This window comes from Streptomyces sp. NPDC088350 (assembly GCF_044753545.1).
GTDB lineage: Bacteria > Actinomycetota > Actinomycetes > Streptomycetales > Streptomycetaceae > Streptomyces.
The window spans coordinates 17,876-39,489 of the sequence record NZ_JBIVNL010000014.1; the positions used below are offsets into that span (position 1 = coordinate 17,876).

18 protein-coding genes are annotated in these 21,614 nt (G+C 69.5%); 12 read left to right on the forward strand and 6 right to left on the reverse strand.

Features of this window, described 5'->3' with window-relative positions; genetic code table 11:
• Positions 1-181: 181 nt before the first annotated feature.
• Entirely contained in the window at positions 182-445 is a 264-nt protein-coding gene (locus ACIQBL_RS39065; RefSeq protein ID WP_003975777.1) for a WhiB family transcriptional regulator, read from the reverse strand.
• A gap of 605 nt (positions 446-1,050) precedes the next feature.
• Here ACIQBL_RS39065 and ACIQBL_RS39070 point away from each other — a divergent pair.
• The 4 genes from ACIQBL_RS39070 (at position 1,051) to ACIQBL_RS39085 (ending at position 5,076) form a co-directional block, all read left to right on the forward strand.
• Complete coding sequence (locus tag ACIQBL_RS39070) at positions 1,051-1,596, forward strand: cysteine dioxygenase (protein WP_401951190.1); 546 nt, start codon at positions 1,051-1,053, stop codon at positions 1,594-1,596.
• Positions 1,597-1,666: 70 nt separating this feature from the next.
• Positions 1,667-2,626 (forward strand): 2-phospho-L-lactate transferase, encoded by a 960-nt coding sequence (cofD, locus tag ACIQBL_RS39075; protein WP_401951192.1) that lies wholly within the window; start codon positions 1,667-1,669, stop codon positions 2,624-2,626.
• Positions 2,623-3,936, forward strand: coding sequence for a coenzyme F420-0:L-glutamate ligase (locus ACIQBL_RS39080; protein ID WP_401951194.1), 1,314 nt, complete (start codon positions 2,623-2,625; stop codon positions 3,934-3,936). Before cofD ends, ACIQBL_RS39080 begins: the two co-directional genes overlap by 4 nt.
• A 138-nt stretch (positions 3,937-4,074) precedes the next feature.
• Positions 4,075-5,076, forward strand: a complete 1,002-nt coding sequence (locus ACIQBL_RS39085; RefSeq protein ID WP_401951197.1) for a DNA-3-methyladenine glycosylase family protein — start codon at positions 4,075-4,077, stop codon at positions 5,074-5,076.
• A gap of 120 nt (positions 5,077-5,196) precedes the next feature.
• Here ACIQBL_RS39085 and ACIQBL_RS39090 read toward each other — a convergent pair whose 3' ends face one another.
• Together ACIQBL_RS39090 and ACIQBL_RS39095 are read right to left on the reverse strand one after the other, a co-directional pair.
• The gene (locus tag ACIQBL_RS39090; RefSeq protein WP_401951200.1) at positions 5,197-6,279 is read right to left on the reverse strand and encodes a sugar phosphate nucleotidyltransferase; all 1,083 of its coding nucleotides are present in this window, start codon (positions 6,277-6,279) and stop codon (positions 5,197-5,199) included.
• A gap of 114 nt (positions 6,280-6,393) precedes the next feature.
• Complete coding sequence (locus tag ACIQBL_RS39095; protein WP_401951202.1) at positions 6,394-7,716, reverse strand: peptidoglycan recognition protein; 1,323 nt, start codon at positions 7,714-7,716, stop codon at positions 6,394-6,396.
• Between the two features lie 139 nt (positions 7,717-7,855).
• Between ACIQBL_RS39095 and ACIQBL_RS39100 the strand changes: the two genes are divergently transcribed.
• From ACIQBL_RS39100 to ACIQBL_RS39115, 4 genes are all read left to right on the forward strand, one after another.
• Positions 7,856-8,593, forward strand: coding sequence for a TIGR03089 family protein (locus tag ACIQBL_RS39100; protein ID WP_401951205.1), 738 nt, complete (start codon positions 7,856-7,858; stop codon positions 8,591-8,593).
• Positions 8,594-8,873: 280 nt separating this feature from the next.
• Positions 8,874-9,989 carry an LCP family protein gene (locus ACIQBL_RS39105; RefSeq protein WP_401951649.1) on the forward strand — a complete coding sequence of 372 codons (1,116 nt, stop codon included), beginning with the start codon at positions 8,874-8,876 and terminating at the stop codon, positions 9,987-9,989.
• Between the two features lie 208 nt (positions 9,990-10,197).
• Positions 10,198-11,925 (forward strand): LCP family protein, encoded by a 1,728-nt coding sequence (locus ACIQBL_RS39110; protein ID WP_401951208.1) that lies wholly within the window; start codon positions 10,198-10,200, stop codon positions 11,923-11,925.
• A gap of 130 nt (positions 11,926-12,055) precedes the next feature.
• Entirely contained in the window at positions 12,056-13,609 is a 1,554-nt protein-coding gene (locus ACIQBL_RS39115; RefSeq protein ID WP_401951651.1) for an LCP family protein, read from the forward strand.
• Positions 13,610-13,640: 31 nt separating this feature from the next.
• Here the strand turns inward: ACIQBL_RS39115 and ACIQBL_RS39120 are convergent, their stop codons facing one another.
• Positions 13,641-14,675: a glycosyltransferase family 2 protein gene (locus ACIQBL_RS39120; RefSeq protein ID WP_401951210.1), complete on the reverse strand. Its 1,035-nt coding sequence runs from the start codon at positions 14,673-14,675 to the stop codon at positions 13,641-13,643.
• A gap of 126 nt (positions 14,676-14,801) precedes the next feature.
• Here ACIQBL_RS39120 and ACIQBL_RS39125 point away from each other — a divergent pair, with 126 nt between their 5' ends.
• Both ACIQBL_RS39125 and ACIQBL_RS39130 read left to right on the forward strand, forming a co-directional pair.
• A complete protein-coding gene (locus tag ACIQBL_RS39125; RefSeq protein WP_401951213.1) occupies positions 14,802-16,238 on the forward strand; it encodes an LCP family protein in 1,437 nt (478 codons plus the stop codon).
• A gap of 254 nt (positions 16,239-16,492) precedes the next feature.
• Positions 16,493-17,779, forward strand: coding sequence for an LCP family protein (locus ACIQBL_RS39130; RefSeq protein ID WP_401951216.1), 1,287 nt, complete (start codon positions 16,493-16,495; stop codon positions 17,777-17,779).
• A gap of 66 nt (positions 17,780-17,845) precedes the next feature.
• Here the strand turns inward: ACIQBL_RS39130 and ACIQBL_RS39135 are convergent, their stop codons facing one another.
• Positions 17,846-19,003, reverse strand: a complete 1,158-nt coding sequence (locus tag ACIQBL_RS39135) for an acyl-CoA dehydrogenase (protein ID WP_266769313.1) — start codon at positions 19,001-19,003, stop codon at positions 17,846-17,848.
• A 178-nt stretch (positions 19,004-19,181) separates the two neighbouring features.
• Between ACIQBL_RS39135 and ACIQBL_RS39140 the strand changes: the two genes are divergently transcribed.
• Complete coding sequence (locus ACIQBL_RS39140; RefSeq protein WP_401951219.1) at positions 19,182-20,525, forward strand: UDP-glucose dehydrogenase family protein; 1,344 nt, start codon at positions 19,182-19,184, stop codon at positions 20,523-20,525.
• 127 nt (positions 20,526-20,652) lie between these two features.
• Here the strand turns inward: ACIQBL_RS39140 and ACIQBL_RS39145 are convergent, their stop codons facing one another.
• A complete protein-coding gene (locus ACIQBL_RS39145; RefSeq protein ID WP_401951222.1) occupies positions 20,653-21,153 on the reverse strand; it encodes a CGNR zinc finger domain-containing protein in 501 nt (166 codons plus the stop codon).
• Between the two features lie 84 nt (positions 21,154-21,237).
• Between ACIQBL_RS39145 and ACIQBL_RS39150 the strand changes: the two genes are divergently transcribed.
• Positions 21,238-21,603: a VOC family protein gene (locus tag ACIQBL_RS39150; protein WP_401951224.1), complete on the forward strand. Its 366-nt coding sequence runs from the start codon at positions 21,238-21,240 to the stop codon at positions 21,601-21,603.
• The last annotated feature ends 11 nt before the right edge of the window (positions 21,604-21,614 follow it).

The window sequence follows — 21,614 nt, forward strand, 5'->3', positions numbered from 1 at the left end:
CGCGTCCCGAGGGGACTGCGGTACGTCTCGGACGAGCGCCCACACTATCGGCTGGGCACAGCGACGGCCCGCCGCCTGTGGATAACCCAGCTGCGACGGGCCGTTCAGTACGTTCCGAGGTAGGTCCCGAGGGGGATCCCGGGAGATGTCCCGAGGCAGGTCCCCAGGTGTGCCGTCCGGTTCAGACGGCGGCCTTCTTGAGCCGGCGGCGCTCGCGCTCGGAGAGGCCGCCCCAGATGCCGAAGCGTTCGTCGTTGGCGAGGGCGTATTCGAGGCACTCGGAGCGGACCTCACAGGCGAGGCAGACCTTCTTGGCCTCGCGGGTGGAGCCGCCCTTCTCGGGGAAGAAGGACTCGGGGTCGGTCTGGGCGCACAGCGCGCGCTCCTGCCAGCCGAGTTCCTCGTCCGCGTCGTCGACCAGCAGTTGCTGCACCAGCTCGGTCATGTGCGCCCCTCGTCTGTCTTTCGCGTCCCCGTGATGTAGCCGTTACCGATGTCGGCTGAACGACACGAGTGAAATTACAAGTGTGCTGCTCCGGGCGAGTCAAGCCGAGATCTGCTATTGGGCCCCTTATTCACTCTGCGGAACCAAGGCCTAGCGGAAAGTGTTCAAATCGGCATAAACCTTGACAAGCGGAGGAGACCCTCGCGGGCCTCCTACCCCGAGACGGAGCCTGTACGGGGGAGGACGCCCAGGAGTTCGATCTCGTTCCACTGGGGTGCGAGTGCCCGGTTGTGCGCCATGTGTCCCGGTAGGCGCATGAACAAACCTTTCACCTCCGAGATGAACCGGATGGGGTGAAACATGTCCCACATACCGGGCGTCGAGTTGACAGTGCGGGTGTGAACCGCTGTTCTTGTGGGCATGCTCGCGAACTCGGCACTCACCTCGACCCGCACCGCCGGGTCCCTCGGTGCTGCCCGCGCTCGCTGTAGCTGTTGTTGCTGCTCCGGCTGTTGAGCCCCACGCGCTCCGGCCCCCCTGCTTGTCTGTTTGGTGACACCCATCCCCCGCCGTTACTTCTTACGCCGAGGAACCACCGCACCCCCATGAACAGCGACAGCGACCTCCAGATCGCCGGCGACATCCTCGAAGTCCCGCACCTCCTCCAGGCCCAGCGCGAACACCCGGCCACCGTCGCCGAGTTCGTCGGCCTGGCGCGGTCCGTCGCCGCCGACCGCGCCCAGTGGGAACACCTCGTCGAGTACGACGCGACGACCCGCTGGTACCACCGGCTGCGCACCGGCCCCGGCTACGAGGTGTGGCTGCTGTCCTGGGTGCCCGGGCAGGGCAGCGGGCTGCACGACCACGGCCTCTCCTCCGGTGTGCTGACCGTCCTGGACGGCACGCTGACCGAGCGCACCGAGCGGGGCACGCGCGCGTTGGGGGCGGGCGCGCAGCGGGTGTTCGCGCCGGGGTACGTCCACGAGGTCGTCAACGACACCCTGGAACCGGCCATAAGCCTGCACGTCTACTTCCCCGGCCTCACCGAGATGCCCATGCTCCCCCAGTCTCAGCTTCGTTCGACCGGGGGGACCCCCATGGCGTGCGCGCGGCGCAGCGGGGCGGAGCCGGTCGACGCCGTGACCGCCTGACACGTTTCGGAACCGGTCGATGCGGTGACTGGCTGCCGCGTTGTCACACCCGCCTGCAAGACTTGTGCCCATGCGCATTGTGGTTCTGGCAGGCGGTATCGGTGGTGCCCGGTTCCTGCGCGGTCTCAAGCAGGCCGTGCCGGACGCGGACATCACGGTGATCGGCAACACGGGGGACGACATCCACCTCTTCGGGCTGAAGGTCTGCCCGGACCTCGACACGGTGATGTACACGCTCGGCGGCGGCATCAACGAGGAGCAGGGCTGGGGTCGGGCCGACGAGACCTTCCACCTCAAGGAGGAGCTCGGGGCGTACGGGGTCGGGCCGGAGTGGTTCGGGCTCGGCGACCGGGACTTCGCCACGCACATCGTGCGGACGCAGATGATCGGCGCCGGGTTTCCGCTGAGCGCGGTCACCGAGGCGCTGTGCGACCGCTGGAAACCGGGAGTGCGGCTCATCCCCATGACGGACGACCGCGTCGAGACGCATGTCGCCGTCGAGGTCGACGGCGAGCGCAAGGTGATCCACTTCCAGGAGTACTGGGTACGGCTGCGCGCGTCCGTGGCCGCCGAGGCGGTCGTACCGGTCGGGGCCGAGCAGGCCAAGCCGGCGCCCGGGGTCCTGGAGGCGATCGCGGAGGCGGACGTCATCCTCTTCCCGCCGTCCAACCCGGTCGTCTCCGTCGGCACCATCCTCGCCGTGCCCGGTATCCGCGAGGCGATCGCCGACGCCGGGGTGCCCGTGATCGGACTCTCCCCCATCGTCGGGGACGCGCCTGTGCGCGGGATGGCCGACAAGGTCCTCGCGGCGGTGGGCGTCGAGTCCACGGCCACGGCGGTGGCCGAGCACTACGGCTCCGGGCTGCTCGACGGCTGGCTCGTCGACACCGTGGACGCCGCCTCCGTAGCGGACGTCGAGGCGGCCGGCATCCGCTGCCGGGCCGTACCGCTGATGATGACCGACACCGAGGCGACCGCGCGGATGGCTCGGGAGGCGCTGGCGCTGGCGGAGGAGGTGCGGGCGGCATGAGCGAGGTACCACCTGTGGAGGGTTACCGGGTCTGGGCCGTGCCCGGGATTCCGGAGGTCGCGGCCGGGGACGACCTGGCCAAGCTGATCGCGGCGGCCGGACCCGGGCTCGCAGACGGGGATGTGCTCCTCGTCACCTCGAAGATCGTGTCCAAGGCGGAGGGACGGATCGTCGAGGCGGCCGACCGGGAGGCCGCGATCGACGCCGAGACCGTACGGGTCGTGGCGCGGCGCGGGACGTTGCGGATCGTGGAGAACCGGCAGGGGCTGATCATGGCCGCCGCCGGGGTCGACGCCTCCAACACCCCGGCCGGCACTGTGCTGTTGCTGCCCGAGGACCCGGACGCGTCCGCGCGCGCGATCCGCGACGGGCTGCGGGACGCGCTCGGCGTCAACGTCGGGGTGATCGTCACCGACACCTTCGGGCGGCCCTGGCGCACGGGGCTCACGGACGTTGCGATCGGCGCCGCCGGGGTGCACGTGCTGGATGATCTGCGCGGGGGTGCGGATGCCTACGGCAATCCGCTGAGCGCGACGGTCGTGGCGACGGCCGATGAGCTGGCCGCCGCGGGTGATCTGGTGAAGGGCAAGGCCGCGGGGTTGCCGGTCGCGGTGGTGCGGGGGCTGCCGCATGTAGTCACCGGGGACTACGGCGTGGGCGCGCGGGCCCTGGTGCGGGGTGGGCGCGACGACATGTTCCGGCTCGGGACGTCGGAGGCGGTACGGGAGGCGGTGACCCAGCGCCGTACGGTACGGGCCTTCACCGACGAGCCGGTCGATCCCGGTGCGGTACGACGGGCCGTGGCGGCGGCGGTGACCGCGCCGGCGCCGCATCACACGACGCCGTGGCGGTTCGTGCTGCTGGAGTCCGCCGAGTCGCGGGGGGCGTTGCTGGACGCGATGCGGGACGCGTGGATCTCCGATCTGCGGCGGGACGGGAAGTCCGAGGAGTCCATCGCGAAGCGGGTGCGGCGGGGGGATGTGCTGCGCGGGGCGCCGTATCTGGTGGTGCCGTGTCTGGTGATGGACGGGTCGCACGCGTATGGGGACGCTCGGCGGGACGGGGCGGAGCGGGAGATGTTCGTCGTGGCGGCGGGGGCGGGTGTGCAGAACTTCCTGGTGGCGCTTGCCGGGGAGCGGTTGGGGTCGGCGTGGGTGTCTTCGACGCTGTTCTGCCGGGATGTTGTGCGGGGTGTGTTGGGGTTGCCGGAGGGGTGGGATCCGATGGGGGCGGTGGCTGTGGGGCATGCGGTGTCGGAGCCTGCGGCTCGGGCTGAGCGGGATGCGGGGGCGTTTATTGAGGTGCGGTGAAGCGCCGTTGGGGCTGGTCTCGTTTGCGGGTGCGGGCCGTGTGTGGCTGGTCGCGCAGTTCCCCGCGCCCCTGAAGGGGCGCTGGCACCTAGGCTCGTAAGACTCGTCAGGTAACTCACCTCACCCCTGGATCTCGCCGTGGCCGGACGTTTTGCTCCTCGGCCCACTCGTACGACTGTGCGGGGTGGGGATGTTGTGGTGCCTGGAGGTGTGCCTCGGCAGGTTGGCGGGGCCGGGCGGACGCGGAGCTGGGTGCCGGACGGGGTGCTTGATCTCGGGCTGGTGCTCGGGCCGTTGCGGCGGGGGCCCGGGGATCCCACGTTTCGCGCTACGGCGGACGGGGCCGTGTGGCGGGCCAGTCTTACGCCTGTCGGGCCGGGGACCTTGCGGGTGTCCGCTCACGGGGGTGAGGTGCGGGGAGAAGCGTGGGGGCCCGGGGGTGAGTGGTTGCTTGAGCGGTTGCCGGAGATGTTGGGTGCCGCCGATGATCCCGGCGCGTTTGTTCCTCGGCATCGGCTTCTGGCTGTCGCTCGGCATCGGCGGCCGGGGTTGCGGTTGACGCGGACCGGGCTGGTGCTGGAGTCGTTGATTCCGTCCGTGCTGGAGCAGAAGGTGACGACCGACGAGGCGTATCGGGCCTGGCGGTTGTTGGTACGGAAGTTCGGGTCGCCGGCGCCCGGGCCTGTCGGCGGGCGGATGTGGGTGATGCCGGCGCCTCGGGCTTGGGCGTTGATTCCCTCGTGGGAGTGGCATCGGGCCGGGGTCGACGACAAGCGGGCCTCGACGATTCTGCGTGCCGTACGGGTTGCCGCGCGGCTGGAGCAGGCGGGGGCGATGTCTGCGGAGGATGCACGGGCTCGGTTGGAGATGGTGCCGGGGGTGGGGGTGTGGACGTCCGCGGAGACTGTGCAGCGGAGTCATGGGGCGGCGGATGCGGTGACTGTGGGGGATCTGCATCTGCCGGGGATCGTGGGGTGGGCGTTGGCCGGGGACCGGGATGCGGATGACGCGGTGATGTTGTCGTTGCTGGAGCCGTATGCGGGGCAGCGGCATCGGGCGGCTCGGTTGATTCTGCTGAGCGGGCGTACGCCTGCGCGGCGGGCGCCGAAGATGCCTCGCGGGGACATCGGGAAGTTGTGAGCTGCCGGGGGGTGGGCGTGGGCGTCCCTGGGGGCTCCGCCCCCGGACCCCCGGGCCTGTGCCCGCCCACCACCCGACTCGGTACGCCTAGAAGTCACCCACCCAGGCACCCCCCACTTCCTACTGGTCGGAAGAGAACCGCACCGCCCCCGCCGGAATCCGCGCGTCGCACCACACCCGCATGCCGTCGCGGAGTTCGTTGTCGGCGCCGATGATCGCACCGTCGCCGACGACCGTGCCGGTGAGGACGGAGCGTTCGCCCACGACGGCTCGGGTGCCGATGAGGGAGTCGGTGATGACGGCGCCGGGTTCGATGACGGCGCCGGGGAGGATCGTCGAGCCGAAGACCCTCGCGCCCTCCGCCACGAACGCGCCCTCGCCCACCACCGTGCCGCCCGTCAGCTTGGCGTCGGGGGCCACCCGGGCCGTGGGGAGGACCAGGCGGTCGCCGCAGCGGCCGGGGATCGCGGGGGACGGGGCGCGGCCCAGGACCAGGTCCGCCGAGCCGCGGACGAAGGCCGCCGGGGTGCCCAGGTCCAGCCAGTACGTCGAGTCCACCAGGCCCTGGAGGTGGGCTCCCGCCGACAGCAGGTCGGGGAAGGTCTCCCGTTCCACCGACACCGGGCGGCCCACCGGGATCGTGTCGATGATCGAGCGGCGGAAGACGTACGCGCCCGCGTTGATCTGGTCGGTGACGATCTCCTCGGGGGTCTGGGGCTTCTCCAGGAAGGCCAGGACCCGGCCCGTCGCGTCCGTCGGGACGAGGCCGTACGCGCGCGGATCCGTGACCTTCGTCAGGTGGAGGGAGACATCCGCGCCCGTCGACTCGTGGGTGTCCACCAGGGCCCTGATGTTCAGGCCGGTGAGGATGTCGCCGTTGAAGACCAGGACCGGGTCGTCGGGGCCCGAGTGGAGGCGGGAGGACACGTTGCGGATCGCGCCGCCCGTGCCGAGGGGCTCGTCCTCCGTGACGTACTCGATGTGCAGGCCCAGGGACGAGCCGTCGCCGAAGTACGGTTCGAACACGTCCGCGAGATAGGAAGTGGCCAGGACGATGTGGTCCACGCCCGCCGCTCTCGCTCGCGCCAGCTGATGCGTGAGGAACGGCACCCCCGCCGCCCTGACCATCGGTTTCGGGGTGTGCACCGTGAGGGGGCGCAGCCGGGTGCCTTTGCCGCCGACCAGGAGGATCGCTTCTGTCACCTGTCGTCTCTGCTTCCTGCCGGGACCGGCCGAACTGTTTCGTCGGCCGGCCAGTGTGTGCGGACCGTGCGCGTGTCCCGCAGACCCTTCCCCGGCGCCCCTGTCGGTCCTCTGTCAGCGGCCCTGGAAGCGGGCCGACGTGGAGCGGGCCGAGCCGAGCTTGCCGTAGAGCTGCCGTCCTGGGCACTCCGTGGCGAACCCGTCCCGATGGCCGGAGATCACGTTGAGTCGTACGTTCTTGCCTTTTCGGTAGAGATTGCCACCAGCGGACTTCAGGTATGTCTTGCCGCGCGGATTGACACCGTAGAGCCCGAGCTTCCACGCGGCGAGCCTGGCGATGGCCGTCACTGCCGCGGAGGACGGTTTGGCGCTGCCGAAGGTTCCGAGGACCGCGATCCCCATGCTGTCGGTGTTGAAACCGAGGGTGTGGGCACCCAGGACCGCCTTCGCCACTCCCCCGGCGCGGCCCTCGTAGATGGTTCCGCACTTGTCGACGAGGAAGTTGTAGCCGATGTCGCGCCAACCGCTGCTCTCCACGTGGTAGCGGTAGATACCACGAATGACTGAAGGCGCTTGCGAGCAGCGGTAGTTGTTGCCGGAGGCGGTGTGGTGCACGAAGACCGCCTTGACCTTCTTCGTGTACACGAACCCCTTCTCCCGCAGCCTCTCGTCGGCCCCCCAGCCGCGCCGGGTCACGATGCGCGGCCTCGGCCCGATGTACGGCTGCGCCTTGCCGCCCAGCGCGACCAGTTCCCGTTCGGTCGCCTCCTTGCTCAGCGCCGGGATCTCGGTGGCGGCGAGGGGGACGGCGGCGGCACGGCCGGTGGCCGCTCGGGCGCCCGCGAGCGGGGCTTCCGCCGCGCCCGGGTCCACGAGTTCCAGGTGCAGGCCGGTGGGCAGGGGGGACGACTGTTCTTCCACGTTCCCTACGACCGTGCGTCTCGCCGTCTCGTCCGCTCTTACGCGTACGTCCACTCCGTCCGAGTCGCCCACCCACAGCGGGGCCGTGGAGCCGTGGACGTGGCCGGAGGCGCGTTCGGCGGTGCCGGGGTCGGCGCCGTGGTCCTCGTTGTGGGTGTCGACGTCCTGCCAGCCGGACCACTCACCGGTGCCGGTGGCGCGGGCGCGGACCTGGACCCGGCCGCGGAGTTCGGTGTCGGGGTTGTCCCAGATGACGCCGACGAGGGAGAAGCGCTGGACGTCGTCGCGGGTCAGGCCCTGTTCGGGGGCCGCGCCGAGGGTGCGGTCGCGGGTACGGGGGGTGAGGGGCAGCGACTGGGTGCTGCCGGGGAGGTCCGGTGCCTGTGCCTTTGCCGATGCCGGTACCGGTGCCTTCGTAGGTGCCTTTGTGGGCGCCGCGACCGCGGGCAGGGTGAGCGGGAGGGCCAGTGCGGCCGCGCAGGTGACGCCGATCGAGGAAGCAAGGAATCCACGCATGCCCCTGATCCTGGACATAGTCATACATATCTGTCTATCCGGGAATTGACGGACCGTCGGCTGCGGTTCGTCCGAACCGGTGGTCCGGAGCGCCTGTGCGAGGGCGTGCGCCGGTGGGTGCCCGCGTACGCTTGCGCGGGTGAACGCCACCGATCGCACCCCTGCCGACCTGCTGCGTTCCGCGCTCGCCGCGGATCCCGGCCGCCCCCTGGTGACCTTCTACGACGACGCCACGGGGGAACGTGTCGAATTGTCCGTGGCCACCTTCGCCAATTGGGTGGCCAAGACCGCGAATCTGCTTCAGGGGGATCTTGGGGCGGGGCCCGGTGATCGGGTCGTGTTGTTGTTGCCTGCGCACTGGCAGACGGCGGTGTGGTTGCTGGCCTGTTCGTCTGTGGGGGTGGTCGCGGACGTGGGCGGGGATCCCTCCGGGGCCGACGTGGTTGTCAGTGGGCCGGAGTCGTTGGACGCGGCTCGGGCGTGTGGTGGGGAGCGGGTTGCTCTTGCGTTGCGGCCGCTCGGGGGGCGGTTTCCGCAGGCTCCGGCCGGGTTTGTCGACTATGCGGTTGAGGTGCCGAGCCAGGGGGATCGGTTTGTCGCGTTCTCGCCGGTTGATCCTGAGGGGGTGGCGTTGGTCGTGGGCGGGGTGGAGTTGACGGGGGTGCAGGTTGTCGAGCGGGCGCGGTCGGACGGGGATACGGGGGCTCGGGTGTTGTCGGGGCTGTCGTATGGCACCTGGGAGGGGTTGAGCGCGGGGTTGTACGGGCCGCTCGCCGTCGGGGGTTCCGTGGTCCTGTGTCGGAATCTGGCGGAGTTGAGTGAGGAATCGCTGGCCAAGCGGGTTGAGAGTGAGCGCGTGACTGTTTCGCGCCTCTGAAGGGGGTGGCGAGGATTGTTTGGCGGGTGCGGGCCGGTGGGGGCTGAGCGCGCAGTTCCCCGCGCCCCTGGGGGCATCGCACTCACCCGAATGGGTCAGTAACGCCCGCCTCCCCACCCCATCCACGCCATGGTCGTAAGAGCAGAAGCCGACGCAGAACCGCACGCAGGACCACGCACTCTTACGACGGCCATGAGGGGTGGAACCGCACGTGTTCGACGACACCGCAGGAGGCGTTCTCGGGCCGGGTGCGGGGGTCTCCGCGTCCGGGGCGGGGCTCATACGTCGGCGGCGTCGGCGGTGGGTGCGGGGGGTGGCCCTCGGGGTTGCCGTGGTCGTCGTAGGGGCCGCCGGTGTCGGATGGGCCGTCTACGCGAAGCTCGACTCGAACATCACGCCCGACAACGCCGCCGCCGCCGAGCTCGCCCGGTACGACAAGGAGCGGCCGACCGCCCTCGTGAAGGGGGCGCAGAACATTCTGCTGATCGGGTCGGACTCGCGGTCGGGGGACGGGAACGGGGAGTACGGGCGGGACTCGGGGACCGAGCGGTCGGACACGACGATCCTGTTGCATCTGGCGGCCGACCGGCGCAGTGCCACCGCCGTGTCGTTGCCGCGGGACCTGATGGTGGATGTGCCGGGGTGTCTGCGGCCGGACGGGACGCGGAGCGAGCCGATGTTCGCGATGTTCAACTACGCGTTCCAGGTGGGGGGTTCGGGGTGCACGATCCGGACCGTGGAGAAGCTGACGAACGTGCGGATCGACCATCACATGGTGGTGGACTTCCATGGGTTCAAGGACATGGTCGATGCCGTGGACGGGGTACAGGTCTGCCTCAAAGCTCCTATTCGCGACAAAGCCGCCAAGTTGGCGCTGCCCGCGGGGCGCGTGACCCTCGACGGGGAGCAGGCGCTCGGGTATGTGCGGGCGCGGAAGTCGTTGGGGAACGGCAGTGACACCGATCGGATGGACCGTCAGCAGGGGTTCCTGGGCGCGCTGGTCAACAAGGTGCGGAGCGACGACGTGCTGTTCAATCCGGTGAAGCTGTATCCCGTGCTGGACGCTGCGACTTCGTCACTGACGACCGATCCGGATCTGGCTAATCTGCGCGGTTTGTACGAACTGGTGCGCGGCTTGCGGAACATCCCCACCGAACATGTGCAATTCCTCACCGTTCCACGGGAGTCGTACCTCTACAACGCGAATCGCGACCAACTTGTCGAGCCCGAGGCCGAAAAGCTGTTCGCCCGGTTGCGGGCCGACGCAACGGTCGCCGTGACCAAGGAAGTTCCGCTGGATTCAGGGAAAAACGGCAGTAATGCGGCGCCTGTTGGCGGGGCCACGCCCGCGCCCACGTTTCGTGGGAACACCGCCGCCGAGGACACCTGCGGGTAATGCGCTCACCGGGTCGACGAACTTTTGTTCCGAAAAATAGGGCGGATTGACCGGTTGTAGGGACGTGGAATTTGTCACCGCAGTCACTTGCCGCCCAACTGGACGGATAGTGTGAGCGATCCGGTGTGCTTGCCGCACCGGATGAACGAGACCCGAGCGCCTGGAGGGGGAAGGCGCCGCGTGGCCCCGACGGAGGATTCGGTAAACCGTGGACGCGCAAGGCCGTGGGCGGGCGGACGACATCGACCCCGCAGACCAGTGGGTACTCAATCCGAACACTGGCGAATACGAACTGCGACTGACTCCTTCCACACCGCAGTCAGCGGTGCCGGGGCCCCGTAGAGCCACTGTGCAGAACCGCAGTGTGGCGGCGCCGGAGCGGGAGGCGGTCCCGAAGACCCCTGGGCGTGAGGTACCGGCGCCGCGCAGACGGCGGGGTGCGCCCGAGGAGCCACCGGTGCGGCGCGGGCGCCGGCCGGTCAAGAAGAAGGCCAAGGGCAAGAAGATCCTGATGTGGACCGGTGGCGGTCTGGCCTTCGTGCTGGTCGCCGTCGCCGCGGGCGGCTACCTCTACATCAAGCATCTCAACGACAACATCACGGCCGTCTCCGACGACGGCGCGAGCACCGGTGGCTTCAGCAAGGGCAAGGCCATCAACCTGCTGATCATCGGCACCGACAAGCGCACCGGTGCGGGCAACGAGGGCTACGGCGACGCCGGCAGCGTCGGCCACGCGGACACCACGATCCTGCTGCACGTGTCCAAGGACCGCTCGAACGCGACCGCGCTCAGCATCCCCCGTGACCTGATCACCGACATCCCGGACTGCCCGACGACCCAGTCGGACGGCACCTCCAAGGTCATCCCGGGCACGACGAGCGTCCGCTTCAACACCAGCCTCGGCCAGGACGGCCGTACGCCCAGCTGCACCCTGCGGACCGTCACCGAGCTGACCGGGATCCAGCCCGACGACTTCATGGTGGCCGACTTCAACGCCGTGAAGACGCTGACGGACGCGGTCGGCGGGGTCGAGGTCTGTCTGGCCAAGGACATCGACGACTCGGACTCGCATCTGAAGCTGTCCAAGGGCACGCACAACATCTCGGGCGAGCAGGCGCTGGCCTTCGTGCGCACCCGGCACTCGGTCGGCTTCGGCGGTGACCTGAGCCGGATCACGCTCCAGCAGCAGTTCCTCAGCGCGCTGATGCGGAAGCTGAAGTCCAACTCCACGCTCACCAGCCCCGGGAAGATGCTGAAGCTGGCGGAGACCGGCACCAAGGCGCTGACCGTCGACGACAACCTCGACTCCATCGTCAAGCTGAAGGACCTCGGTCTGGAGCTGGGCAAACTCAACCCGAAGAACCTCACCTTCACCACCGTGCCGGTCGTCGACAACCCGGCGGAGAAGACCCCGGTGACGGTCGTCCTCAACAACTCGACCGCCCCGCAGGTCTTCTCGTTGATCAAGAGCGACACCTCCTTCACCGCCGTCAAGCAGAAGGCGGCGAAGGAGAAGGCCGCCGTGGCCGCCCGGCTCAAGGGCACCAAGTCCGCCGCCTCCGCGGTGCGGGTCCGGATCCTCAACGGAGGGGCCGTCGCCGGCAGCGCACAGGAAACTCTTACGTGGCTGCAGAATGATGAGGGCGTGCTCAAGTCCGAGAACGCGGGCAACGCTCCGGCTGCGCTCGCGAAGACGACCCTCGAGTACGCACCCGACCAGGCGGACCAGGCTCGACGGCTCGCCGCCATCCTGGGCCTCTCGGGGTCCGCGATGAAGCCGGGCAAGAGTGTGCGGAACTCCCAGGGCCTGCCGGCGATGACGCTGACCCTGGGCAAGGACTTCAAGGGAGCCGGCATCCCGCTCACCTCGACCGCGGGGTCGACGCCGGAGGGGGTCCAGAAGTCCACGGCGGACAAGGTTGAGTGCGCCAAGTAAGTGACCACACGGGTCCGTTCCGCGTCTCACAGGGCGCGGGGCGGACCCGTGCGTCAGGGCGCGGCGTGGGAGGGGTGGGGACTTGACTCAGAGCAGCGTGCGCGGGGAGGTGCCGGCGGTTGAGGACACGATGTCGCTCATACCGCAGGGCGGGAAGAGACCCGGCAGCGGCAAGGCGGAAGCGCGCAAGGGCCGTGGACGGCGGGCTCTGCGCTGGTCCGCGATCGTCCTCGCGGTGGTCATAACCGGGACGGCCGGCGCCGGATACCTGTACTACGAGCATCTCAACCACAACATCAAGAAAGACCCCCTGAACATCGGGGACGAGAAGGACAGGGCGGCCCAGTCCAAGGCCAACGCGGCCGGGCAGACCCCGTTGAACATCCTGCTGATCGGTTCGGACGCGCGGGACTCCGCGGAGAACCAGAAGCTCGGCGGCGCGAAGGACACCTTCGGCACCCCGGCCCGCGCAGATGTCCAGATGCTGCTGCACGTCTCCGCGGACCGCTCCAACATGTCGGTCGTGAGCATGCCCCGTGACACCCTGGTGGACATCCCCAAGTGCACGGACCCGGACACCAAGAAGACGTACGCGGCCGAGACGAACGTCATCACGAACGACTCCCTGGGCCGCGGCGGCCCCGGCTGCACGGTGGCGACCTGGGAGAAGCTCACCGACATCCACATCGACCACTTCATGATGGTCGACTTCTCGGGTGTGGTGTCGATGGCGGACGCGATCGGCGGGGTGCCGGTCTGTGTGAACGCCAACATCTACTCGCACACCTCCTCCGGCAAGGGCTCCGGCCTGAAGCTGAAGGCGGGCACGACGTCGGTGAAGGGCAAGCAGGCCCTGCAGTGGCTGCGGACACGCTACGGCTTCGAGGACGACACCGACATCGCCCGCACCAAGGCGCAGCACCAGTACATGAACTCGATGGTCCGCCAGCTGCGCGAGAACGCCACGCTGAGCAACCCGACCAAGCTGCGCAGCCTCGCCGAGACGGCGACGAAGGCGATCACCGTCGACAACGGTCTCGGGACGGTCGCCAAGCTCTACGACCTGAGCACGGAACTGAGGAAGGTTCCGACCGGCCGGATCACCATGACGACGATGCCGTGGGAGTACTCGGGCAGCAGCGGCCGGGTGGTGCCCAAGCCGGCCGACGCGGCGAAGCTGTTCCGGCTGGTCCGTGAGGACATCGCGCTGGACGGCAAGGACAAGAAGAAGACGACCACTACGGCGGTGACGGCGTCCACCGATCCGGCCGCCGCCGACGACAGGATCGCCGTACAGGTGGAGAACGGCACGCGGACCGACACGACCGGCGCGGTACGGGGGCGGGCGACCACGGTGGCCGGGCTCCTCGTGGGCAAGGGCTTCAAGGAGGCGGTGGCGGACTCGTCGGAGATCCTCAGCGAGGCCACGACGGTCGTCCGCTATCCGAGCGCCGACCTGGAGGGCGACGCCCAGCGGGTCGCCAAGGCGCTCGGCATCCCGACGAGCGCGGTGAAGAAGTCGACGAGTGTCTCCGGGGTCACCCTGGTCGTCGGCGCCGACTGGAGCACCGGCACCAAGTACAAGGCACCGGCCGAGGACGACACGACCCCGGCGTCGGCCGACGTCCTCAACGGTTCGGACACCACGGCGTGCATGCACGTCGACCCGAACTACGTCTGGTAGCGGTCCGGGGCGTCGTTCGCCGTGGCGGTACTCAGCTGTTGGTCGAGCTGAGTACCGCGGGCCTCCGGGACGCGATGACGCGCTTCGCGAGGGACTTGGGGCTGGTGAGGAAGCCGTAGCCCCAGGACATGTGCATGGTGGCGAGGGCGACGGGGATCTGCAGCCGGGCCTTCAGCGAGAGTCCCTTGCCCGCCGGGAGGGAGCCGAGGGTGATCGCCGCGAGGTAGCCGGCCGGGACCAGGAAGCCCCAGGGGGTCAGGGCCGCGCCGACCACGATGCCGGCCGCGATCGCGCAGACGGCGGTCGGCGGGGCGAGGTAGCGCAGGTTGATGGAGCCCTCGTGGTAGCGGGCGACGACGTGCCGCCAGCGGCCGTAGTCCTTGTACTGCTTGGCCAGCGCCTTCACCGACGGGCGGGGGCGGTACGAGACCCGCAGCTCGGGCGAGAACCAGATGAGGCCGCCCGCCTCGCGGATGCGGAAGTTCAGCTCCCAGTCCTGGGCGCGGATGAACTCCTCGTTGTAGCCGCCCTGTTGCTCCAGTGCCTCGCGGCGGAACACCCCGAGGTAGACCGTGTCGGCGGGCCCGGCCTGTCCTCCCGTGTGGAAGGCCGCGTTGCCCACGCCGATCTTCGAGGTCATCGCGGCGGCGACCGCGTCCTCCCAGGAGTTCTCGCCCTCGGCGTGCATGATGCCGCCGACGTTCTGCGCGCCGGTCTCCTCCAGGAGGCGTACGGCGGTGGCGATGTAGTTCGGCGAGAGCATGCCGTGGCCGTCGACGCGGACGACGATCGGGTGGCGGGAGGCCTTGATCGCGGCGTTGAGGGCTGCGGGGGTGCGGCCGGCCGGGTTCGGGACGGTGTGCACGCGCGGATCTTCTGCCACAAGTTCGGCGGCGATCTCGTCCGTGCGGTCCTTCGAGGGACCGAGGGCGAGCACGACCTCCATCTCTCCGTCGTACTCCTGCGCGAGGATCGCTTGGACGGCTCCGCGCAGATGCCGCTCCTCGTCGAGGACGGGCATGATCACAGAAACGGCGGGGAGTCGCGCGTCGGGCTTGGCGTTCATAGGGGGCTCACGTTACCGCGAACGGGGGACACCGATGCGCCCGCCCGGGGCGGCGACCGTGGTATCAGATCGTATCGGCCTACGGTGCTCAAGATCCCACGTACGGCCCTCGCGGAGGTGTCCCCCATGCCCACGCCGCCCCGCCGCTCCCCCGCCGCCCGTCCCCCGCAGCGCCGCCCACGGCCCCCCGTACGGCCGAAGAGGCCGCGCTGGGCCATGCGGGCGGCGACGACGCTGTCCGTGGTGGTGCTCGCCTCCGCCGGGATCGGCCACGCGGTGGTCACCAGCCTCGACGCGGACATCGCCCGCGTCGACCCCTTCAAGGACATGAAGAACCGCCCGCGCGCGGGTCACGGCATGAACGTCCTGCTCGTCGGCACCGACGGCCGGGACAGGATCACCGAGGAGGAGCGGCACAAGTACCACCTCGGCGGCGCGCCCTGCCACTGCACCGACACGATCATGATCGTGCACATCTCGGAGGACCGGGAGCGGGCCAGCGTGGTCAGCCTGCCGCGCGACTCCTACGCGGAGGTACCGGGGATCCAGGGCCGTCCCGCGCACCCCATCAAGCTCAACGCGGCGTACGCGGAGGGCGGCCCCAACCTCACCGTCCAGACCGTCGAGAGCATGACCCACGTGAAGATCGACCACTACCTGGAGGTCGACTTCACCAGCTTCATGAAGACGGTCGACGTGCTGGGTGGAGTCAGGATCTGCACCGCCGAACCGCTCAAGGACTCCTACACCGGCCTCGACCTACCCGCCGGATCGCACACCCTGATGGGCGGTCAGGCCCTCCAGTACGTCCGCTCGCGGCACGTCGACGCGGCCTCCGACCTCGGCCGGATGAAGCGCCAGCAGCGTTTCCTGGCGGCGCTGATCGACCAGGCCACCTCCTCCGGGGTGCTGCTGAACCCGCTGAGGTTCCGTGACGTGACCCGGGCCGTGCTCGGCTCGGTCCGCGCGGACAAGGGCTTCGGCACCGACGAACTCCTCGACCTCGGGCGGGCGATGCGCAGCTTCTCCCCGTCCTCCTCCGAGTTCACCACCGTGCCGATCGGGCAGATGGGGTACGTCGTGAAGGACATCGGTTCCACCCTGAAGTGGGACGAGCCGAAGGCGGCCAAGCTCTTCCAGGCCCTGCGCGACGACCAGCCCCTGACCGTGCACCGGGCGCCGCGTGCCGGCGCCGTCAAGGTGGACGTGGCCCCGCAGCAGATCCAGGTCCAGGTGGAGAACGGCACGGCGACGGGCGGCCTCGGCAAGCGCGTGGACGCGGCACTGGCGGCGACCGGGTTCCGTACGACGCACCTGCCGACGAGCGCGGCCGACCGCACCGTACGACGGACGGTCGTCTCCTACGACCCCCGCTGGGACCGTTCCGCAAGGTCGCTCGCGGCGGCGCTGCCCGGGAGCGAACTGCGCGCGGTGAAGGGGCAGGGGCCGGTGCTGAAGGTGATCGCCGGGAGTGACTTCCAGCAGGTCACCCGGGTGCGGGCGGCGGATGTGCAGCAGGGCGGGTCCGGGGTGGTGACCGGGGACGAGGTGGGGTGTTCTTGAAAATGTGACACTCGGGGGTCCGTGTGTCACATTTCAGAAATCGAGTCCCTCCGCGGCGCGCTTCTCGCGCAGCTCCATGATGTGGCTGCGCGTGGTCCGGGAGGCGGACGTCGGCTTGCCCGGCAGGTCTGTCATGGGCTTCACCCTGTGCCGCGTGGACATCTGCGGACTTTGTGTTGGCTTCGCAACAGCAGTGCCCTGATTTTCCTACGACCCTTGTAAAGGACCTGGGCGCAACCTGCACACTGGGCCCCATGAACGATTGGCCCGAGGGATGGTCCGGCGGCAACCGCGGCGACGAGTACGGACGCGGTAGCGCGAACGCACAGCCGGAGAGCGCACGTGTGATGCGCCAGGTACGACGCGGCCCCCAGGCCCCGCCGTACGGCGCCGGAGTCCCCCCGCAGCCGTCGTACACGGGCGGCCAGGGCTACGACGAGGGCCAGAACGGCTACGGCCAGGGCGGCTACGACAACAACGGGTACGACGGCTACAACACCGGCCAGGTCTACGGCGGCGGTGGGCCGGGCGGACCGGACGGCGGGCGGGGTCCGCGGCGGGCGCCGAACTGGCGCCGTCGTATCAAGTGGACCGCGATCACCGTGGTCACCGTGCTGGTCGTGACCACCGTCGGGACCTACTTCTGGGCCGACTCCAAGCTGAACCGCGACGTCGACCTGTCGAAGGTGATCGACCGGCCGTCGGGGGGCGACGGCACGAACTACCTGATCGTCGGTTCCGACAGCCGCGAGGGACTGTCCGCCGCCGAGAAGAAGAAGCTGCACACCGGCTCCGCCGCGGGCAAGCGCACGGACTCGATGATGATCCTGCACGTGGGCTCCAGCGGCGACACCCTGATCTCGCTGCCGCGCGACTCGAACGTCACGATCCCGTCGTACGTGGGCTCCACCTCGGGCAAGACGTACAAGAACACCGGCCGGCAGACGAAGCTCAACGCGGCGTACGCGGAGGACGGGCCGACGCTCCTGGTCCGCACGGTCGAGTACAACATGGGCCTGCACATCGACCACTACGTCGAGATCGGCTTCAACGGCTTCGCGGACATCGTGGACGCGGTCGGCGGTGTCACGCTCACCATCGACAAGGGCTTCAAGGACTCGTACTCGGGCGCCGACTTCAAGGCCGGCAAGCAGACACTGAACGGCGAGCAGGCGCTGGCCTTCGTCCGTACGCGGCACGCGTTCGCCGCCTCCGACCTCCAGCGCACGAAGAACCAGCAGAAGTTCCTGTCGGCCCTGGCCCACCAGGTGGCGACCCCGGGGACCCTGCTGAACCCGTTCAAGCTCTACCCGACGCTCGGCGCCGGCCTCGACTCCCTCTCCGTCGACAAGGGCATGTCGCTCTGGGACCTGGCGTCCATGTTCTGGGCGATGAAGGGCGTCAGCGGCGGCGACGGCACCTCGATGAACATGCCGCTCTCGGGCTCCGTCGGCGGCAACCTCGTCTGGGACAAGGCGAAGGTGAAGACCCTGGTGAACGAGCTGAACAACGACCAGAAGGTCACGGTCTCGGGCAACTGACGCGACCGGTGACATGAGAAGGGGGCCCTTGCCGGAACCGGCAAGGGCCCCCTTCTTTGCTTGCCGTTACGGCAGGTTGCGCGCCATGACGATGCGCTGGACCTGGTTCGTGCCTTCGTAGATCTGCGTGATCTTCGCGTCGCGCATCATCCGCTCCACCGGATAGTCACGCGTGTAGCCGTAGCCGCCCAGGAGCTGGACCGCGTCGACGGTGACCTCCATCGCCACGTCCGAGGCGAAGCACTTGGCCGCCGCGCCCTGGAAGGTGAGGTTCTTGTCGCCGCGTTCCGAGGCCGCCGCGGCCTGGTAGGTGAGGGCGCGGGCGGCCTCGATCTTCATGGCCATGTCGGCGAGCATGAACTGGATGCCCTGGAAGTCGGCGATCGGCTTGCCGAACTGCTTGCGTTCCTTGACGTAGCCCTTGGCGTAGTCGAGGGCGCCCTGGGCGATGCCGAGGGCCTGGGCCGCGATGGTGATGCGGGTGTGGTCCAGGGTCTTCATCGCGGTGGCGAAGCCGGTGCCCTCGGCGCCGATCATGCGGTCGGCCGGGATGCGGACGTTGTCGAGGTAGACCTCGCGGGTCGGGGAGCCCTTGATGCCGAGCTTCTTCTCCGGGGCGCCGAAGGAGACGCCCTCGTCGGACTTCTCGACGACGAAGGCCGAGATGCCCTTGGAGCGCTTCTCGGGGTCCGTCACCGCCATCACCGTGTAGTACTCGGAGACGCCCGCGTTGGTGATCCAGCGCTTCACGCCGTTGAGGACGTAGTGGTCGCCGTCGCGGACCGCCTTCGTCTTCATGCCGGCCGCGTCCGAGCCCGCGTCCGGCTCGGAGAGGGCGTACGAGAACATCGCGTCGCCCTTGGCGAGCGGGGTCATGTACCGCTTCTTCAGGTCCTCGGAGCCCGAGAGGATCACCGGGAGCGAGCCCAGCTTGTTCACCGCGGGGATGAGGGAGGAGGACGCGCACACGCGGGCCACCTCCTCGATCACGATCACCGTGGCCAGCGCGTCCGCGCCGGTGCCGCCGTACTCCTCGGGTACGTGGACGGCGTGCAGGTCGTTCGCGACGAGGGCGTCGAGGGCCTCCTGCGGGAAGCGTGACTCCTCGTCCACCGCTGCGGCGTACGGCGCGATCTTCGCCTCGGCCAGTGAGCGGATCGCGTCGCGGAGCATGTCGTGCTCCTCTGACGGGCGGTACAGGTCGAAGTCAGCCGATCCGGCCAAGGTCTCTCACGCTCCAAGGACGCTGTGATGACGATGCTAATTACTGTTAAGTAACCCAAATTTTAGGGGCCCGCCCACGGGAGTGATACGTGAGCTTGGCGACAGGGGGAAAGGTGCCCGGTGGGACCGCCGGTTATGCTCGGGCGCGCATCGCCCCCGTACCCCTTCTGGAGCACTCATGGCCCTCAAGATCACCGTGATCGGCACCGGCTATCTCGGCGCCACGCACGCCGCGGCCATGGCCGAACTGGGCTTCGAGGTGCTGGGGCTCGACGTCGTTCCCGAGAAGATCGAGATGCTCCAGCGGGGTGAGGTCCCGATGTACGAGCCGGGGCTTGAGGAGCTGCTGCGCAAGCATGTCGCCGGGATCGAGGGTTCCAGCGGGCGGCTGCGCTTCACCATGGACTGGGCCGAGGTCGCGGAGTTCGGCGACGTCCACTTCATGTGCACGAACACCCCGCAGAAGCACGGCGAGTACGCCTGCGACATGTCGTACGTCGACCGGGCCTTCGAGCTGCTCGCCCCGCACCTCACCCGCCCCGCGCTGGTCGTGGGCAAGTCCACCGTGCCGGTCGGTTCGGCGGACCGGCTGGCCGCCTATCTCGCCGCGCACGCGCCCGTCGGCGTGGATGCCGAGCTGGCGTGGAACCCGGAGTTCCTGCGGGAGGGGTTCGCCGTCCAGGACACGCTGCATCCGGACCGGATCGTGGTCGGGGTGCGGAGCGAGCGGGCCGAGAGGCTGTTGCGCGAGGTGTACGCGACGCCGGTCCGGGCCGGGTCGCCGTTCGTGGTGACCGACTTCCCGACCGCCGAGCTGGTGAAGACCGCCGCGAACTCCTTCCTCGCCACGAAGATCTCCTTCATCAACGCGATGGCCGAGGTCTGCGAGGCCGCGGACGGGGACGTCGTGAAGCTGGCCGAGGCGATCGGGCACGACGACCGGATCGGGAAGAAGTTCCTGCGGGCCGGGATCGGGTTCGGTGGCGGGTGCCTGCCGAAGGACATCCGGGCGTTCATGGCGCGCGCCGGTGAACTGGGCGCCGACCAGGCCCTCACCTTCCTGCGCGAGATCGACTCCATCAACATGCGGCGGCGCGGGCAGATGGTGGAGATGACCCGGGAGGCGCTCGGCGGCGGGTCCTTCCTGGGCAAGCGGGTCGCCGTCCTCGGCGCGACCTTCAAGCCCGACTCGGACGACGTCCGCGACTCCCCCGCGCTGAACGTCGCCGGCCAGATCCACCTCCAGGGCGGCCAGGTCACGGTGTACGACCCGAAGGGCATGACCAACGCGCTACGGCTCTTCCCGACGCTGGGCTACGCCGACACCGCCGTGGAGGCCGTCCGGGGCGCCGATGTCGTCCTGCACCTCACGGAGTGGCGCGAGTTCCGCGAGCTGGACCCGGCGGCGCTCGGCGAGGCCGTACGCGCCCGGGTGGTTCTCGACGGGCGCAACGCGCTCGACCCCGCGCTGTGGCGGAAGGCGGGCTGGACGTTCCGCGCGATGGGCCGCCCCACGGCATAGGTGTCCGTCCGCGCGCAGGCGACGCCGGTCCGGCCGAGGCTCAGTCGGCCGGACCGGCGTCTTGCTGCATTCTGCACCACTGGGCCCCCCTCGGTGCGGCGACCGCCCAAGTCGCCTCCGGCCAGGGCTACTTGGCCCGGTACCGGCGCATCTTCGCGCGCGATCCGCACACCGCCATCGAGCACCAGCGGCCTCTGCCCGCCGGGCTGCGGTCGTAGTACGCCCAGTGGCAGGTGGGGGCTTCGCAGGCCTTGAGGCGGGGCCAGGTGCCCTCGGCGAGTGACCGGGCGATCGCCGAGGCCACGCGGGCGAGGAGGGGTTCGGCGTCGGCCGGCTCGATGCGCGCGGAGCCGTCGTGGGCGTCGATCGCGATCAACAGCGGGGCCCGCGCGAGGAGTTCGCCCAGCGGGGTGGTCTCGCGGTGCGCGGGGTGGCCGGCGTGGGCGAGCAGGATCGCGCGCAGCGACTCACGGAGTTCGCGGGCCTGCGGCACCTGCCCCTCCGTGAGTCCGAAGCGGGCGCGGCCGTCCGCCGTGCCGAGTGCGTCGGCGCCCGCCTCGATGTCCAGCGTGTTGACCAGGGCCTCGATCAGGGCCAGGTCTCCGGGCGCGGGAACTCTCTCACTCATGCTTGCGACGTTACCTCCAATGCGGGAGCATGCAGTAACCGTTACTGACTGACGCCGTATACAGGTAACAAGGAGGAGTTCGTCATGGCCATCGCCAAGCTCGGTGCCGTCGTCCTCGACTGTCCCGACCCGCGCGCGCTCGCCGGTTTCTACGCCGGGATCCTGGGCGGCACCGTCGAAGGAGAGGGCGAGGGCGACTGGGTGGACCTGAAGGTGCCCGGCGGACAGTCGCTGGCGTTCCAGGAGGCCCTGGGACACGTACCGCCGAAATGGCCGACACCCGGCGACTCGCAGCAGTTCCATCTCGACCTGACCGTCGAGGACCTGGACGCGGCCGAGAAGGACGTACTGGCGCTGGGCGCGAGGCCGCTGGACACCGACGACCGCTCCCGCGCCTGGCGCGTGTACGCCGACCCGGCGGGGCACCCGTTCTGCCTCTGCGCCCACTGACCCAGGAGGTC